This is a genomic window from Mycobacterium sp. smrl_JER01 (assembly GCF_048513595.2).
Taxonomy (GTDB): domain Bacteria; phylum Actinomycetota; class Actinomycetes; order Mycobacteriales; family Mycobacteriaceae; genus Mycobacterium.
Genome location: NZ_JBLXXK020000001.1, coordinates 3,567,069 through 3,582,705, shown reverse-complemented (window position 1 = coordinate 3,582,705; position 15,637 = coordinate 3,567,069). Strand labels below are relative to the sequence as shown.

13 protein-coding genes and 1 pseudogene are annotated in these 15,637 nt (G+C 62.6%); 7 read left to right on the top strand and 7 right to left on the bottom strand.

All coding sequences use genetic code 11. From position 1 onward, the window contains the following. Nucleotides 1–62: 62 nt before the first annotated feature. From ACNUDN_RS16880 to ACNUDN_RS16870, 3 genes are read right to left on the bottom strand one after another with little or no spacing between them, the layout of a single operon-like run. A complete protein-coding gene (locus tag ACNUDN_RS16880) occupies nucleotides 63–1,268 on the bottom strand; it encodes a M24 family metallopeptidase (protein WP_419122961.1) in 1,206 nt (401 codons plus the stop codon). After that, on the bottom strand, nucleotides 1,265–2,773 hold the full coding sequence (locus ACNUDN_RS16875) for a purine-cytosine permease family protein (protein ID WP_419122960.1): 1,509 nt from the start codon (nucleotides 2,771–2,773) through the stop codon (nucleotides 1,265–1,267). Before ACNUDN_RS16875 ends, ACNUDN_RS16880 begins: the two co-directional genes overlap by 4 nt. Before the next feature lie 23 nt (nucleotides 2,774–2,796). Continuing rightward, nucleotides 2,797–3,711 (bottom strand): SDR family NAD(P)-dependent oxidoreductase, encoded by a 915-nt coding sequence (locus ACNUDN_RS16870; RefSeq protein ID WP_419122959.1) that lies wholly within the window; start codon nucleotides 3,709–3,711, stop codon nucleotides 2,797–2,799. A gap of 59 nt (nucleotides 3,712–3,770) precedes the next feature. Here ACNUDN_RS16870 and ACNUDN_RS16865 point away from each other — a divergent pair, with 59 nt between their 5' ends. Further along, nucleotides 3,771–4,637 carry an Lrp/AsnC family transcriptional regulator gene (locus ACNUDN_RS16865; RefSeq protein ID WP_419122958.1) on the top strand — a complete coding sequence of 289 codons (867 nt, stop codon included), beginning with the start codon at nucleotides 3,771–3,773 and terminating at the stop codon, nucleotides 4,635–4,637. An 85-nt stretch (nucleotides 4,638–4,722) separates the two neighbouring features. On the opposite strand, the gene ACNUDN_RS16860 is transcribed toward ACNUDN_RS16865, so the two are convergent. From ACNUDN_RS16860 to ACNUDN_RS16850, 3 genes are all read right to left on the bottom strand, one after another. After that, entirely contained in the window at nucleotides 4,723–6,132 is a 1,410-nt protein-coding gene (locus ACNUDN_RS16860; protein WP_419122957.1) for an amidase, read from the bottom strand. A 65-nt stretch (nucleotides 6,133–6,197) separates the two neighbouring features. Further along, complete coding sequence (locus ACNUDN_RS16855) at nucleotides 6,198–6,920, bottom strand: GntR family transcriptional regulator (protein ID WP_431960258.1); 723 nt, start codon at nucleotides 6,918–6,920, stop codon at nucleotides 6,198–6,200. Continuing rightward, nucleotides 6,917–8,086 carry a M24 family metallopeptidase gene (locus ACNUDN_RS16850; RefSeq protein ID WP_419122956.1) on the bottom strand — a complete coding sequence of 390 codons (1,170 nt, stop codon included), beginning with the start codon at nucleotides 8,084–8,086 and terminating at the stop codon, nucleotides 6,917–6,919. The genes ACNUDN_RS16855 and ACNUDN_RS16850 overlap by 4 nt, the downstream gene beginning before the upstream one ends. Before the next feature lie 280 nt (nucleotides 8,087–8,366). Here ACNUDN_RS16850 and ACNUDN_RS16845 point away from each other — a divergent pair, with 280 nt between their 5' ends. The 6 genes and pseudogenes from ACNUDN_RS16845 (at nucleotide 8,367) to ACNUDN_RS16820 (ending at nucleotide 15,158) form a co-directional block, all read left to right on the top strand. Beyond that, nucleotides 8,367–9,131, top strand: coding sequence for an SDR family NAD(P)-dependent oxidoreductase (locus ACNUDN_RS16845; protein ID WP_419122955.1), 765 nt, complete (start codon nucleotides 8,367–8,369; stop codon nucleotides 9,129–9,131). A gap of 28 nt (nucleotides 9,132–9,159) precedes the next feature. Next, the gene (locus ACNUDN_RS16840) at nucleotides 9,160–10,647 is read left to right on the top strand and encodes a purine-cytosine permease family protein (protein ID WP_419122954.1); all 1,488 of its coding nucleotides are present in this window, start codon (nucleotides 9,160–9,162) and stop codon (nucleotides 10,645–10,647) included. Then, nucleotides 10,647–11,519 carry a polysaccharide deacetylase family protein gene (locus tag ACNUDN_RS16835; RefSeq protein ID WP_419122953.1) on the top strand — a complete coding sequence of 291 codons (873 nt, stop codon included), beginning with the start codon at nucleotides 10,647–10,649 and terminating at the stop codon, nucleotides 11,517–11,519. The genes ACNUDN_RS16840 and ACNUDN_RS16835 overlap by 1 nt, the downstream gene beginning before the upstream one ends. Nucleotides 11,520–11,634: 115 nt before the next feature. After that, a pseudogene (locus tag ACNUDN_RS16830) lies at nucleotides 11,635–12,423 on the top strand (phosphotransferase); the annotation flags it as partial. A 288-nt stretch (nucleotides 12,424–12,711) separates the two neighbouring features. Beyond that, nucleotides 12,712–14,031 (top strand): aspartate aminotransferase family protein, encoded by a 1,320-nt coding sequence (locus ACNUDN_RS16825; RefSeq protein WP_419125190.1) that lies wholly within the window; start codon nucleotides 12,712–12,714, stop codon nucleotides 14,029–14,031. A 167-nt stretch (nucleotides 14,032–14,198) separates the two neighbouring features. After that, on the top strand, nucleotides 14,199–15,158 hold the full coding sequence (locus ACNUDN_RS16820) for an alpha/beta hydrolase (RefSeq protein ID WP_419122952.1): 960 nt from the start codon (nucleotides 14,199–14,201) through the stop codon (nucleotides 15,156–15,158). A gap of 3 nt (nucleotides 15,159–15,161) precedes the next feature. Here the strand turns inward: ACNUDN_RS16820 and ACNUDN_RS16815 are convergent, their stop codons facing one another. Continuing rightward, entirely contained in the window at nucleotides 15,162–15,476 is a 315-nt protein-coding gene (locus ACNUDN_RS16815) for a Rieske (2Fe-2S) protein (protein WP_419122951.1), read from the bottom strand. Nucleotides 15,477–15,637: the final 161 nt, after the last annotated feature.

Here is a 15,637-nt window from a genome sequence, read left to right as displayed (position 1 = left end):
GGTCCTCTCGTGATCGATGGGCGTAAGGTTCCTGGAATGCGTGAACCGGTCGGGTCGCGATGTCAGGCCCGCACTTCGAAGAGATCGCGGGGAGTCGAATGCAGAATCTCACCACCGGTCTCGGTGACGAGGATGTTGTATCCATAGATCATCGACACACCGTTGTAATGGGCGATTGATGGTTCCATCGAGAACACCATGCCCGGCTCCAACACATGCTCGTCACCATCGAGGATGTCGGGGTAGCCAACCCACACCGGTGGATATGCGAGCCCCATACCAAACCCGGTCCTGGCCGGGATGTAGCGCTCGTACTCGGCTCGCGCTCTGCGACTCTCGCGGTCCAGTTCAGCGACGGGTGTACCGGGTTTGACCATCTCGAATGGCCGCCAAAACGCCTCCAGGACGACTTCCCACAGCGTCGTGAGTTGTGGGGAGGCCACCCCTGCCACCAGGGTGCGCACAATGTTGCTGTTGTACCGGGCGGCCACTCCCGTGATCTCGAACATCACCGGCTCACCGTCACCGACGATCCGCGCGCTGGGGGCGGCATGGAAGAGCCCACTGCGTTCACCGCTGCCGATGATCATCGGCAGCGCGGCGTACTCGGATCCGGCTTCGGCCATGGCGGCCAGGACTTTCGCGTTGAGTTCGCGCTCGGACACTCCTGGTCGCAGCGCCGTGATCGCCGTGCTCAGGCCTAGGTCCGCGAACGCCGCAGCCTGACGAATCAGCTCGATCTCCGCCGGTGACTTGATCATTCGCACACGCTGCCCGATGTCAGTACCGTCGACGAACACCGCCGTGGGGAGCGTCATGCGCAACTGTTGATACCACGCCGCATGTAGGTACCAGTTTGCCATCTCCATCGCCACCCTTGCGCCGGCGGCGAGGCCGATCTCGCGCAGGACTTGTGCGGTGAACTCGATCGGATCCTGTCCGTGTGCCCAGATGCGAATGTCGCGAATCCAGCACTGGCTGTAGGCAAGTCCCTTCTCGCACTTGTGGGTGATGAGTACCGGCTCCGCAGCGTCTTGGCTCACAATGACCGCAGAGTAGAGGTATATCCCGAGGGGGTCGAAGCCGGTCAGATAGTTCAGGTGTTCCGGCATGGTGACCACCAGAACATCGATGTCGGCACGCAGCATCGCCTTCTGGAACTCGGCGAGGCGGCGCCGGTACTCCTCAGCGGTGAACGGTCGCGGATCTTCGCTGAATCCGTGCCGATCGATCCTGCCCTCCGTCGACGGGGTCACAGTGCTGGTCATATGGATGCCCTTCTGGTGATTGTGTCGATCGCAGGCGCGAGCGCAAGGCTGCCGTCGAGACCTTCGTCAAGGACGAGAGCCTTGAACGAATGCCCTCGAATCGAGGCCGGTTCGGGGAACAACGCCAAAAGCACGGCGTAGGCGATACCGGCGACGGCGCCGGACAACAGGAATGACAGATCGATGCCTCCGGCCAGTTGCGCGAACGGACCACTGAATGCAGTGGTGGTGGTGAACATCAGTCCGACAACCACTCCGGGCGCCCAGGCGCAGACCGCGCGGTAGTTCACTCCTGCGGTGAACCAGTACCGTCCACCACGCAAGCCCTGGTTGAAGACCTGGAGATCGGCCGGATGGAACAGGCCACGGCGGTAGACGTGGCCCTCGATCATGATCACCATCCACGGTGTCGTGATGACCAGGAGGATCACCACGAACGCGTTGATCATCGCCACCGCATCGAAGGCGAACGTGCCGAGGTATACCAGTGCACTCGCCACGGCCGCGATGGTCAGGGTGGCTGGAACCCGGCCCACCCGAGGTACCAGCGAGGAGAAGTCGAGTCCGGTGCCGTAGAGCCCGATGGCTCCCTGTCCGCAGCCGCCGACGAGACCTATGATCAGTATTGGCACGACATACCACATCGGCGCGATGTCGGTGAGACCGAGAACGTAGTCGGTGGTGGGATCATTGAACATCGACGCGGTGAACGCTCCGAAGAGACACACCGTTGTCATGCCGATGAAAGCGCCGAATCCTGTTGTCAGCAAGAGGGTTCGATTGGACCGCCGCACTGAGATGTATCTGCTCCAGTCGCCGAGGAATGGACCGTACGAGATCGGTACGGAGGCAACCGTGATAGTCGAGAGCACCCAGGTAGGCCAGAAGCCGCCGAGAAGGTAGTCGGAGCTGGTCCCACCGTCGAAGCGGGGCGCCAGGACGATAACACCGAGAAGCATCAGTAGACCGACTGTGGGCACCATGAACTTGTTGGCGGCCACCAGGTTCGCGTGGCCCAGGACGGCGATCAGGATCACCACGGCAGTGATGACGCCGTAGCTCCCCGCCAGCATCCAGGTCTGCACCTCGGCCCCGGCCAACTTCGCCATACCGCCCGCCATTGCCTGACCGCCGGTCCATACGGCTAGTGCGATGAACCCCAGTGCCGAGAACAGCGCCAGGGCAGAGCCGATGATCCGTCCAACCACACCGAACACTGCGCCGCTGCTGACTGAATTGTTGGTGCCGGTTCGGGGGCCGAACAACGCCATTGGCGCCAACATCATCGCGCCGACCGCGTTTCCTACCGCGATGGCGTAGGCCGCCTCCTCGAAGTTCAGCCCGAAACTGATGGGTAGCCATCCGAAGATTATGAGGCTGAACGCGAAGTTGCCGCCGATGAGGATCCAGAACATATTCCAGGGGGAGGCGTGACGCTCAGCCTCCGGGATGTAATCGATTCCGCGCGTTTCGATCCTGCCAACGGCATCTGTGGCTGATTGCATACGAGGTTCCACTTCCTACGGTGTCATTCAGCGTCGTAGCGGATGGTCATCCCGCCGTCGACTACCAGGTTCGCTCCGGTGATGAACTGTGCCCGTGAGGAACACAGATAAACGACTGCCTCGGCGAGGTCGTCGGGCTGTGCGATACGGCCGAGAACCGACAGCTTGGCATGGAAATCCATGACCTCCTGAGGGTTTCGACCTTCGGAAGAATACAGATCGTGCAAGCCCGGCGTCTCGGTCACACCCGGAGTGACGATGTTCGAGCGAATCCCTAGTCCTCCGAAGTCGACGGCGATGGAGCGGGCAATCCCGATCACCGCGTGTTTGGTGGAGAGATAGGCGGGGCAAGCTCGGCTGGTCCGCAAAGCGGTGTCCGATCCGGTGAAGCACAACGATCCGCGGGTGCCGGTAACCACCATGTTGCGCAGCACCGCGCGGGCAGTCATGAACGCGCCGCGACAGTTGATGGCGAAAGTCCGGTCCCAATGCTCTACGGGGATCGCCAGCGCGTCACCGCCGGGAATCATGATCGAGGCGTTGACATGCGCCGCGCTGATCGGACCAAGGCGTTCAGCCACTGCGGCCACCGCACGTTCGACGGAATCGTCATCAGCGACATCGCACTCGAATGCGTGGGCGCGGTAACCCTGTGCAGTGAGCTCTGCGGAAACAGATTGCGCCCCTTGCAAATCGACGTCGAGAATAGCGACCGTCGCACCGGCTGCCGCGAAGCGGCGCGCGCTGGCCGCGCCGATTCCCGATGCCGCGCCTGTCACCAACGTGACGGTGCCGGCGAATTCCTGGGAAGGCGCGGGTGCAGTCATGGTGTGCACTCTATCGCCGGGATTTTCCGATTCGTGCGCTGAATGCGGCCCGGGCGGCTGATGTGTAAATCTCAGCCGCGCAGATCCGTAGGATAGGCTCGCTGGTGACACTGTATGCCGTCGATTCGTGCGGAAAGTTGCATGAAGCAAAAGGTGCAAGCTGAGGGGCCATGGACGAGATCGATCGGGCGATTTTGCGAGAGTTGCACTGTGATGCGCGAATGACCACCGAAGAACTCGCGCGCCGGCTGCACGTGTCCCGCCCGACGGCGTCGCGGCATCTGAACCGCCTGTTGGCCGGCGGTGGGGTCAAGGTGGTGGGAGTCGCACATCCGACCGTGCAAGGGACCACGGCCATGGGCCACACCGCCGTCGTCACCGACGGCCGCGCCGAACAACTCGCGGGCGAGCTGGCCGAGTTCCGTGACGCCGTCTTTGTGAGCGTCACCCTGGGAACTATGTCGCTGATCGCTGAGATCAGAGCGCGGACCGGTGACGATTTCCAGAACGCGCTCGACCGGATCCGAGCCCATCCCGGCACCGTGTCGACCAATACCGTTCTCTACAGCGAGATCCTTCGCGATGTCTTGCAGCCGGCGCCGCTGCTGGCGGCATCCGTCGACCAGATCGACCTCGACTTGATCGAGGCGTTGCGCCGCGACGGCCGTTCCTCGTATGCCGATCTCGCGACGGGTGCTGGAATTTCGGTGACCACGGCGCGAACACGGGTGCGCCGGTTGATCAGCGGCCGACTGATCAACATCGGCATCATCCAGGAGAGACCTAGCGAAGACAACCTGCTCAGGTTCGGTGTCGGTATCCGAATTCGAGGTGTCGCAAGGGCGGTGGACGCATTACTAGACATGCCGGAGTTGCACTTCATCACGACGGCGGTCGGGCGTTTCGACCTCATCGTCACGGTGGACGGCGTGACACGAAGCGAGGCAAAGGATGTCCTCGCCCGAATTGCCGCGCTGCCGCAGGTTTTGTCGACCGAGAGCTGGCTTCACCTGCAAGTCATCAAGGAACAGTACTGAGTCAGCGCGGGTGGATAGCTCGATGACTTCGACGCAGACTCCATGGTGATCCGCCAGGGGGTCGCCGATCAGCCGCGGTGTTGACTCACCGACCGACAGTTCCTGGCGATACCAACGGGTAGTGCACCTCGCCCCGGAGTTCTTCAAAGGCAGCCGCCACGGAGATCACCGTAGAGTCCCTGGCGTAGGGGCCTGCAATTTGCAGTCCGACCGGCAGGGTGCCATCGGCAACCGCGCACGGCACCGAGATCGCCGGCCCGCCGGTGATGTTGAACGGCCACGTGAACGGGGTCCAGGTTGCCCAGTCCTCGCTGTACCACCCGTCCGGCACGTCTCGCTGCACGGCAAAGGGCAGAATCGGTACGGTCGGTGTGATGACCACGTCATAATCTTCGAAGGTTTCGTTCATCGCCCTGATAAAGGACTCACGCGCCAGGATTGCGCGGTGGTACTCGACGGCTGTAGTCCGTTGGCCGATGTCGACGATTCGGCGTAAGCCGGGATCCAACCGCTCGAGCGATGCGCCTGACTCAGTGGCCGCAGCGGCCCCGACGTACCACAAGGTGGTGAAGACCTCGCTCAGGCCAGACAGCGGCAATCTCAACTCGGCGAGTCGGGCGCCGGCGTCTTCGAATGCCGCCAGTGCGCCGGATACTGCCGTCCTGACCTCAGAGGCTGTGGCCAGGTCCGGGTGGTCGATCAAGTAACCGACACGCAGGTCGGCGATCTCGGCCGCTTTGACGATCGGTGCCATGGTTCCGTGCGTCCGATGGTCGAACGACATGTCGCGGTGGTCGGGGCCGCCGACGATGTTCATCGACAGCGCAATATCGGGCACTGTGCGGGCAAGGGGCCCGACATGAGACAGCAACCCGAAGGGACTGGCCGGCCACAGCGGTACCCGGCCGCGTGTCGGTTTGAGTCCGACCACGCCGGTGAACGCCGCCGGAATCCGGATCGAACCGCCGCCGTCGCTGCCGATCGCAATCGGAGCCATACCGGTGGCAACGGCCGCTGATGCGCCTCCGCTGGATCCTCCCGGGGTGAGGTCGCTGTCCCACGGATTCCGGGTGATCCCGTCCAACGGACTATCGGTCACAGCCTTCCAGCCCAGCTCCGGTGTTGTGGTCTTGCCGACTACCACCGCGCCGGATCTTGCCAGAGCCGCCGATACCGGCGCATCAACGCCTGTTGGTTCTGCAGGAGCGAAAGCAGCCGAACCTCGTCGGGTGGGCCAACGGCTCGTGAGCACGACGTCTTTTATGGAGACCGGAATCCCGTCGAGCAGTCCGATCGCAGTGTCGGTGTCGAATCGCGACGTGGCCGCTGCGGCCGCCTCGCGGGCAGCGTCGTGGTCAACCGTCACATAAGCGTTGATGGTGGGATCGACGGCGGCGATCGTTGCCAGGACGGATTCGGTCACCTCGGACGGGGTGAACCGCCGATCGCGGAAACCTCGGGCCATCTCGGTCGCGCTGAGCGATGACAAGGACATGGGACGTAGACCTGCTTCTTGGGTAACGGGCGTGGATGCGGCTGGGTACGCGCTGTGCGTCGGCGTTACATCACCGCGAGTAGGCGGTCGCGTACACCTTCGATATGAACGGTGAGCAATTCCTGGACGCGAATCTTGTCGCCGGTTCTGATCCGATCAAAGATCGCGCGATGTTCAGAAATCAGTTCCTCAGGCTTGAAGCTGTAGCTGAGCTCGTCGACGTGCAGTAGAACTGTCACGGTCTTGGCCTGGGTGGTGAACACCGAATACAGCACCTGATTGCCGCTGGCGGCGCATATCGCATCGTGAAAAGCCAAGTCGCGGTCACCGATCGCGCGCAGATCTCCGGAGCCGATTGCGGTGATCAGAGCATCGAGTGCGCGCTCGATCGCCTGCAACGCAGTCGAATCCCCCCGCTCGATGACCAAGTGAGCGGCGCGCACCTCCAGAGCCAACCGAAGATCCAGCGCGTCGCGGACATCTTTGGGAGCAGGGCGTCGCACAAATGTCCCCCGCCGAGGTTCGTCGAATACGAGACCTTCAGCTTTCAGCTGGTTGAGAGCTTCGCGCACCGGCCCGCGGCTCACTCCCAGCGACCGCGCCAACTCGGCCTGCACCAGCTGATCACCCGATTGGAAATGGCCGCTGAGGATATGCGAGCGCAACACTGACACGACTTCGTCGGTCAACGATTTCGGGGCGCTGAGTGGGGGGAGCGATGTTGCCGGGCTTGCTGCGTCACGCGTGGACATCGATACCGCTCCTGCTCGCTCATCGAGGGCCTTCACGTGCGCACCACTTCGAAGATCGTGGTGGGCGCTTGCTGCAGCACCTCGTGCCCGGTTTCGGTCACAAGGACATTCTTGCCATAGATCACTGAAATACCGCGGTATTGCGCAATGGAGGGTTCGAGTGACACCACCATGCCGGGTACGAAAACATGTTCATCGCCTTCAAGTAGGTCCGGTAAGCCCAGCCATACCGGCGGATAGGCCAACCCCATGCCGAAGCCGCAGCGTGACGGGATGTAGTCTTCGTAGCCCGCCCGCACCCGACGCGTGACTGCGTCGACAGTGCCCACCGGTTCGCCGGGGCGGATAGCTTCGCACCCCCGCTCGAAAGCCTCGGTCACGATGCGGTACAGATCGTGGAGTTCGGCCGAGGCTCTGCCTGCGACGACGGTGCGCACGATATTGCAGTTGTACCGGGCTTTTACGCCCGCGAACTCGAGCATCACCGGATCATCCGCACCGATGACATTGTCGGTCGGCACACCGTGGAACAATCCGCTGCGGGCACCGGCGCCGATGATGAAGGGCAATGCCGGGTACTCGCTGCCTGCGCGCGCCAGCGCGATCTGCACGGCCGCGAGCACCTCATTCTCTGTGGTGCCCGGTGCTATCGCGTCCACAGCGGCCTCGAACGCGATATCGGACATGTGTGCAGCTGCGCGCATGTACTCGATTTCCGCGGGGGACTTGACCATCCGCTGTTCCAGGCCGAGCTTGGTGACATCGACGAATTCGGTGTCTGGTAGACGGTGCCGCAGAGCTGCCACCGTCGCGGCTTTGAGGTACCAGCTGTCCATGTCGAGGCCCACGACGCTGCCCGGTGCGACGCCGGCCTCGGCGAGCAGTGCGAGGGTGCGCTCAATGGGGTCCTCACCGTGCTGCCAGAGCCTGATGTCATTGATCCAGCAACCGGTGCGTGCCAACTCGGCCTCGCACTTGTGGGTCAGTAGTGTCGGTTGCTCGTCGCCGGCCCGCAGTACCACTACCTGAAAGAAGTACAAGCCGAGCGGGTCGAAGCCGGTGAGGTAGTTCATGTGTTCAGGGCTGGAACCAAGGTAGACATCGACCCCGTGCTCGCCGAGCAGTCGGGAGTAGCCGGCAACTCTGGCCTGGTACTCGACGACGTCGAACCGCAGTGTCCCCGCAGTGGCGATGGTCTGCATCTACACCTCTCATGGTGAGTCGAAGGCTGAGTCAAATCGAGCTGCAATCTGTCGACAGTAAGCATGTGGTCTCGACACGGTTTTTGCAACCGCCTGCGCCGCGCGGGCTGTAACGAGCTTTTTACACGGCGACTAAGCCCCTGATCAGGGACAAGATGTGCGGTACGCGGAGCTGTGATGTTTCATCGGAAATCACTTGTTGACGGTACGCAGTGGTGGATGCTGTGGTTTCATGGGCTTCTGCCAGATGCCAACTGCCAACTGTTAACAGGAGACGTGAGTGTCAAACCTGAGCGGTCGATCCGTCCTAGTCACCGGCGCCGGCCACGGCATGGGACGGGCCCACTGTATTGAGCTCGCCCGCCGGGGTGCGATCGTCGGAATCAACGACCTCGATGAGCAGGCCGCCGAGGACACCGCCGAGGCGGTACGTGCCGAAGGCGGTACCGCCATTTCTGTAGTCGGAGACGTGTCGGACCGTGCCGTCGTCGAGGGCTTCGTGCAGTCATTCGCGGACTTCGCTGATGGCATCGACTGCCTGGTCAGCAACGCTGGGACCATCCATTCCAATACCGGTCTGGCCGACACCGATGACGCAGACTGGTGGAGGACCTTTCATGTGCACGTCGGTGGTGCACTGAACACCTCACGCGCCTGCCTGCCCTGGTTGCAGCGCAGCGAGGCCGGACGCATCGTCATCATCTCGTCGATGTGGGGCCAGACCGGCTTCCGTCACTCCCACGCCTACGGCGCGGCCAAAGGCGCCCTGATCGCTTTCAGCAAGGGATTGGCCAAAGAGCTTGGGCAGTACGGGATCTGCGTCAACAACATCGCACCCGGTGGGGTTTACACCCGGATGACCGCACCGCCGGCCGTGAGTCAGGAAGAGATAGACGACGAGTGCGCTCGCGAGATACCACTCGGGCGATATGCACAGCCCGAGGAAATCTCGCACATGTTGGCGTTCCTGGCTTCCACGGAATCCGGCTTCGTGACCGGACAGACCCTGGCGGTCAACGGGGGACAGGCCATCGGCGGCTTCTGATCCCGTCCCACTCTTCGAAAGGACTTTCATGAGCGTCGTCAACTCTGATGGCGGTGTCGATGCCGTCGGACACTTCGAGACCCGCGGTGTTGAAACAATTCCCGAATCGGAGCGCCATTCCAGCCCGTCAAAAATCTTCCGGATGCTGATCGGGGCCCAATTCGCCTTCAGCATAATATTGTTCGGCTGGCTGCCGATCGCATTCGGCCTGGGCTTCTGGCAGGCGGCCAGTGCGATCGCGGTCGGGGCCGCCATCGGCTGCCTGGTGCTCGCCCCCATGGGCCTGTTTGGGCAACGCGCAGGAACGAACAACGCCGTCGTCAGCGGAGCGCATTTCGGCGTGCGAGGCCGACTCCTGGGTTCGCTACTCGGGTTGTTTTCTGCGTTGGGCTTCACCGCGCTCACAGTGTGGACCAGCGGTGACGCGGTCGTCGCAGCTGCCCACGAGCTGTTTGGATTGCCGGTCACCGGAATGACGCGGGGCATCGCATACGCGATCGTCAGCGCGGTGCTGATCACGGTGGCTGCGCTGGGCCACGCAAACATGATGGCGATGCAGCGCTTGATGATTCCGACAATCGGGATCGTCATGGTGATCGGACTCGTCGCCCTGGCCCCCGACATGGACCTGTCCTACGCCGGGGGTGAATACATTCTGGGTTCGTTCTGGCCGACGTGGGCACTGGCCGCGATCACCTGTGCATCGGTACCTGTATCTTACGGTCCGTTCGCCAGTGACTGGGGACGCTATGTACCGTCGACAGGGTGTTCGGCGAGGTCGATGATGGTGGCCTACGCGTCAGGATCGTACATCGGTCTGGTGTTCGCCTACCTCTTCGGCGCCTTGGTCGCCACCGCCTTTGCGGATCCTACCGGGGATCTCGTGCTCGGGTTGGCTGAAGCCTCGCCGACCTGGTTCGTGATCGGGGTGATGCTCATCGGGCTTGGTGGCGGCTTTGCCCAAGGGGCTCTGGGGCTCTACGGCATGGGCCTGGATTTCTCATCGGTGTTCCCCGTGCTGAAGAGAATTCCGGCGACGCTGATACTCGGGGTGATCTCGGTCGTCATCGTCTATCTCGGCACATTTGTGTTCAACGCAGTGGACAGCATCAACGCGTTCGCGACCATCCTGATCGTGATCACCACACCGTGGATCGCGATCATGATCGTAGGCTTTGTGTACCGTCGTGGCTTCTATCTGAGCGACGACCTGCAGGTGTGGAACCGCAGACAGACCGGCGGCGCGTACTGGTTCACCGCCGGCATCAACGTGCGGCCGTTCATCGCTTGGGTCCCGGCGGTGGTGCTGGGAATGATGTTCATCGCTACCAGCATCTATACCGGGCCGCTGGCTGGGGCTGTCGGCGGAATCGACGTGTCCTTCTTGATCGCGGGCGCCAGTGGCGCGCTCATCTATGTCTTGACGCTCGTGATCGCTCCAGAGCCCGACTCCCTCCGTGGGGGTACTTCACAACCGAGGTCAGACCTGGCGAGCACGCCGGTAGGAGGAATGTGATGACCGCGCACGACGGATCGATCTGGCCCGCGGGTTACGTCGCTGCCGCATCACTGACATTCGACGTCGATGCTGAATCAGCGATCCTGAACATCGACCCGAAGTCGGCCGATCGCATGACGGTGATGTCCCATCAAGCGTACGGGCCCACGATCGGAGTGCCCCGACTCCTCGAGTTACTCAAGCGCCGACAGATCAGGGCCACGTTCTTCGTTCCCGGCTATACCGCTGAACGCTATCCCGATGTGGTGAAACAGATCGTTGACGGAGGTCACGACGTTGGTCACCATGGTTACCTGCATGAGAACGTTGCCGGGTTCTCCCGCGACCGCGAAGCCGAGGTGCTCGACCGCGGGCTCGAAGCGCTGGACCGCGTAGCCGGAATCCGGCCGGTGGGCTACCGGGCACCGATGTGCGAGTTGAACTTTCACTCTCCGCAGCTCCTGCATGAGAAGGGGTTCCTCTATGACAGCAGCTTGATGGATGCCGACACGCCGTACGAGCTTGCTGTGACGCCGGGTTCGGAAGACTCCATTGTCGAGATCCCGGTCAGTTGGTCGGCAGACGACTGGGGACAGTTCTGTTATCTCCCGGAGCTCAGCGGTACCGGTGTCGTTGAGAGCCCGATGAAGACACTCGAGATGTGGACGGGTGAAGCGTCGGCGCTACACGAGGTCGGTGGCTGCTTCGTGCTTGTCAATCACCCTTTCCTGTCCGGTCGCCCGGCTCGCGCCGCCGGGATCGGAGAGCTGATCAGCCGGTTGAACGATCTGCCCGGCTTGTGGCTGACCAGTTTGGCCGACATTGCACAGCATGTCCGCTCACTCGGACTGCCGCCGCGAACGGTGACGCGTCCCCAAACGAGTGGATGAGCGGGGCGCTCGATCGGGATCGATAGACAAAGGGAGGGAAGATCTGTTGATACAGATCAACGACGACCATAATTCGTTCGTAGACGAAGGCGGTCTGACCGCGACGTTCGTGAGCATGAGCGACGAGGAGGCCGCCGAACTTCTGGAGCAGCAGTACGGCCGCATCGGACGACTGACGCGGGTCGCTACCGAAAAGGATGACACTTTCCTCATCGATACCGACGATCACGAGCCGTTGGTGCTCAAAGTCGCCAACCCGTCGGAGAGCATTGAGGAGATCGACTTCCAGACCAAGCTCATTCAGCATGTTGGACAGCGGGATTCGAAGATCCCGGTACCGAACGTCCTTCTCGACTGGCACGGAGAGTCGATCCCGCAGGTTGTGGATCGTGCCGGACAACTGCGCACGGTGCGACTGCTTTCACGCATGCCGGGAGTTCCGTTGGATCGTAGTACCAGCTCGCCGAAGCAACGGGAGAAGATTGGCGCCGTGCTGGCCCGCCTACGTCTGGCAACGGCCGATTTTCGCCATCCGAGCGACTCGCGTCTGCTGGCATGGGATGTGCGGCACGCCCCGAGACTGGCCGGACTGATGGAGTACATCGACGACAGCAGGCGCCGTGAACGATTGGCTGCCGGGATGGCTCGCATCGCTGAACTGCAGCCCCGGGTCGATCGGCTTCGCACCCAGGTTCTGCACAACGATTTCTCCAAGTCCAATATCATCGTCGACCACTTGAACCCTGAATTCGTCACGGGGATCATTGATTTCGGCGACGCGGTGCGGACCGCGGTCGCTGTCGATGTCGCCACAGCCCTGTTGAACCAGCTGCCCAGTGACGTCGGCGAACGGAATGTCGAAGATCTGTTCGCCGAAGGTCGCGACATTCTCCGCGGGTACCTGCAAGTCGCCGAACTGACCGACGAAGAACTGGCAATACTGCCGCATCTTGTGATGGCGCGCATTGTGGTCCGAGCACTGATAACGCATCGTCGAGCGGTGTTGTTCCCCGCCAACACTGAGTACATCATGCGTAACACCGAGCAAGGTTGGGGGCAATTGGAGTGGTTCCTCAGCCGATCACCAGAGGAATTGTTTGCGATCCTGCGCCTCGATTCCTGCCGGTCTTTGCAGTCAGGAGCCCGACACACAGGTAAGGAGACCACTATGGACGTCACTCCGCGTGGAAAGATGAACAACGCCTTCGACCCTTCACGCACAGACGGTGTGAATGAAGAGAGTCGGCAGATGATCAAGCGCAGAACCGAGCTACTCGGCCCCGCTTATCGCTTGTTCTACCAGAATCCGGTGCAGGTCAGTCGCGGCCAGGGAACCAAGCTCTACGACCGGAGCGGAAACGAGTATCTGGACGCCTATAACAATGTCGTCTCGGTCGGCCACGCGCATCCACGGGTGGTGGCCGCAGTGCATCAGCAGATGGAAACCCTGTGCACACATACCAGGTATCTGCAGGACGGCATCCTCGATTACGCCGACGACTTGTTGTCGACAATCTCGGGGCCGCTCGCCGCCCGAGGTCACACGATGTTCACCTGCACGGGCTCGGAGTCCAACGACCTTGCGATTCGGATCGCACGGCATCACACCGGCAAGACCGGAGTAATCGTCACCTCGGAGGCCTACCACGGTAATTCACATTTGACGGCCGGCTTCTCACCCGCGCTCGGCCGACATTCGCCGTTGGGTCCCATGGTGCGGACTGTGCTCACACCCGACTCGTATCGAATAGCTCCTACTCAACTGGTGCAGATGTTCACCCAAGCCGTTGAGCGTCAGATCGAAGACCTCGAGAGGCACGGCGACGGGCTGGCCGCGTTCGTGGTCGATTCGTTGTTCAGTTCCGACGGCATCTTCGCCCAGCCGACAGACCTACTGCGACCGGTGATCGACATGGTGCACGCGGCCGGTGGCGTCTTTGTCGCAGACGAAGTCCAGAGCGGGTTCGGTAGATCCGGCGATGAGTTCTGGGGATATCAACGCCACGGCATCGATCCCGACATTGTGACGATGGGCAAACCAATGGGGAACGGTTTCCCAGTAGCCGGAATCGTGGTTCTCGACGAACTGGTGAGTCGATTCGGTTACGATACAAGATATTTCAATACTTTTGGGGGAAACTCCGTTGCCATGGCCGCGGCGCAGGCAACTCTGGACGTGATCCGCGACGAGAAGTTGCTGCAGAATGCGCGGTCGGTGGGCGCAGAGCTTCGCCGGGGACTGGAGCAAATGGCGGCCCGGCGTCCGCAGATCGGCGACGTCCGGGGCGCCGGACTGTACATCGGCGTCGAGATTGTCGCCGATAGCGAGACCCGAAAGCCCGACTCTGACTTCGCGACCATGGTGGTCAACGGTATGCGTGAACGTCGCGTGCTCATATCCAGCACAGGACCCCACGGCAATGTGTTGAAAATTCGTCCTCCGCTGGTTTTTTCGAGTGCCGACGCGGACAGATTCCTCACGGAGTTGGAGATCGTGCTGGATCGTTGCTAGCGGCACCCGGTAGGAAGGCGTGCGCGAAAGCGCCTCCGTCGTCCACACAGGATCATTACGTTGAAGGCGAGTTGTTCAGGCCGGCAGCTGAGCGCTGAATCATCCGGCTTGTCCGATTGCCGAGTAGGTCGGGTCGTCGGCTGATCCCCATGTGGCAGCCTGGAGGCATGGGACGGTACGCCAACGCATTCGGTCCGCACACCCCGGACGCCACTTATGTGCCTCACAGCTATCGCGAGCGACTGTTCGACACCGGTGAAGTGCGGCTCAAGTACGCCGTCGCCGGACACGACACGCATCCGCCGCTGCTGTTGATCCCCGGACAGTCCGAATCGTGGTGGGGCTACCAGGAGGCGATGGGACCGTTGAGCGAGCACTTCCACGTGCACGCGGTGGATCTGCGCGGACAGGGCCGCTCGACCCGGACGCCCCGCCGGTACACCCTCGACAACATCGGCAACGACCTCGTCCGCTTCATCGACGGCGTGATCGGTCGGCCCACCGTGGTCAGCGGGCTGTCGTCCGGTGGTCTGGTCAGCGCGTGGTTGTCGGCCTTCGCCAAACCCGGGCAGGTCATCGCGGCCTGCTGGGAAGATCCGCCGTTCTTCAGTTCGGAGCCCGCGCCGACCGTCGGCCCTGGACTCGGTGACACCGTCGGACCGGTGTTCGCACTGTGGTCCACCTACCTCGGTGACCAGTGGAGCAGGGGCGACTGGGACGGACTGGTCGCCGCAGCGCCGCGCGAGATCGGCGGCTGGCGCGCTCTCGTCGCGGTCGCCGGCGGCGCCGGTGAACCGCCCCAAGGCATGCGCGAGTACGACCCGGAGTGGGGTAAGGCCTTCGTGTCGGGCTCGTTCGCGGCGAGTTGCCCCCACCAGCTCATGCTCAGCCAGGTCAAAGTCCCGGTGTTGTTCACTCATCACGTCCGGATGCCCGACGAGGAGAGCGGCGGGCTCATCGGGGCCTGTGCCGACGAGCAGGCCGGGCAGGTGGTCGACCTGGTCCGAGGCTGCGGTCAGGACATCACCTACCTGTCCTTCCCGGACATGGGTCACTCGATGCACGGGCAGGATCCCGCCTTGTTCGCCGAAACCCTCATCCAATGGTCGGCGGCGGTGTTGCGCTGACGTTCAGAGCCTGACGCGGATCACGCCTTCGACGGCCTCCACCGGGTAGCTGCGCACCGCCATCTCCGCCCCGGAAACCTCACGGCCGGTGCTCATGTCGAAGGTGTGCCCGTGCAGGGGGCACACCACGACACATCCGTCGGCCAGACCGTCGGCCAGCGGCCCACCCCGGTGTGGGCACACCGCGTCGATGGCGCGCAGCGAGCCGTCGCGCAGCCGGAACACCGCGATCTGGGCTCCGTCGATCGCGAACGTCCGCCCCTCACCGACCGGGACCTCGTGCACCTGCCCGATGTCGACGCCACCGAGGTCACCCACCGGTACCTCCCCGTGTGGGCCGCTCATTGAGACTGCGGCCACGGCGGGGTTTTGGCCAAAAGTGCCGCCGTGAGCGCAGTCTCAACGTGATCTGAGCGCTCATCGCTGCCCTCGGCTCTTCGCGCGAGCGCTCATCGCTGCCGCCGGCTCTTCGCGCGAGC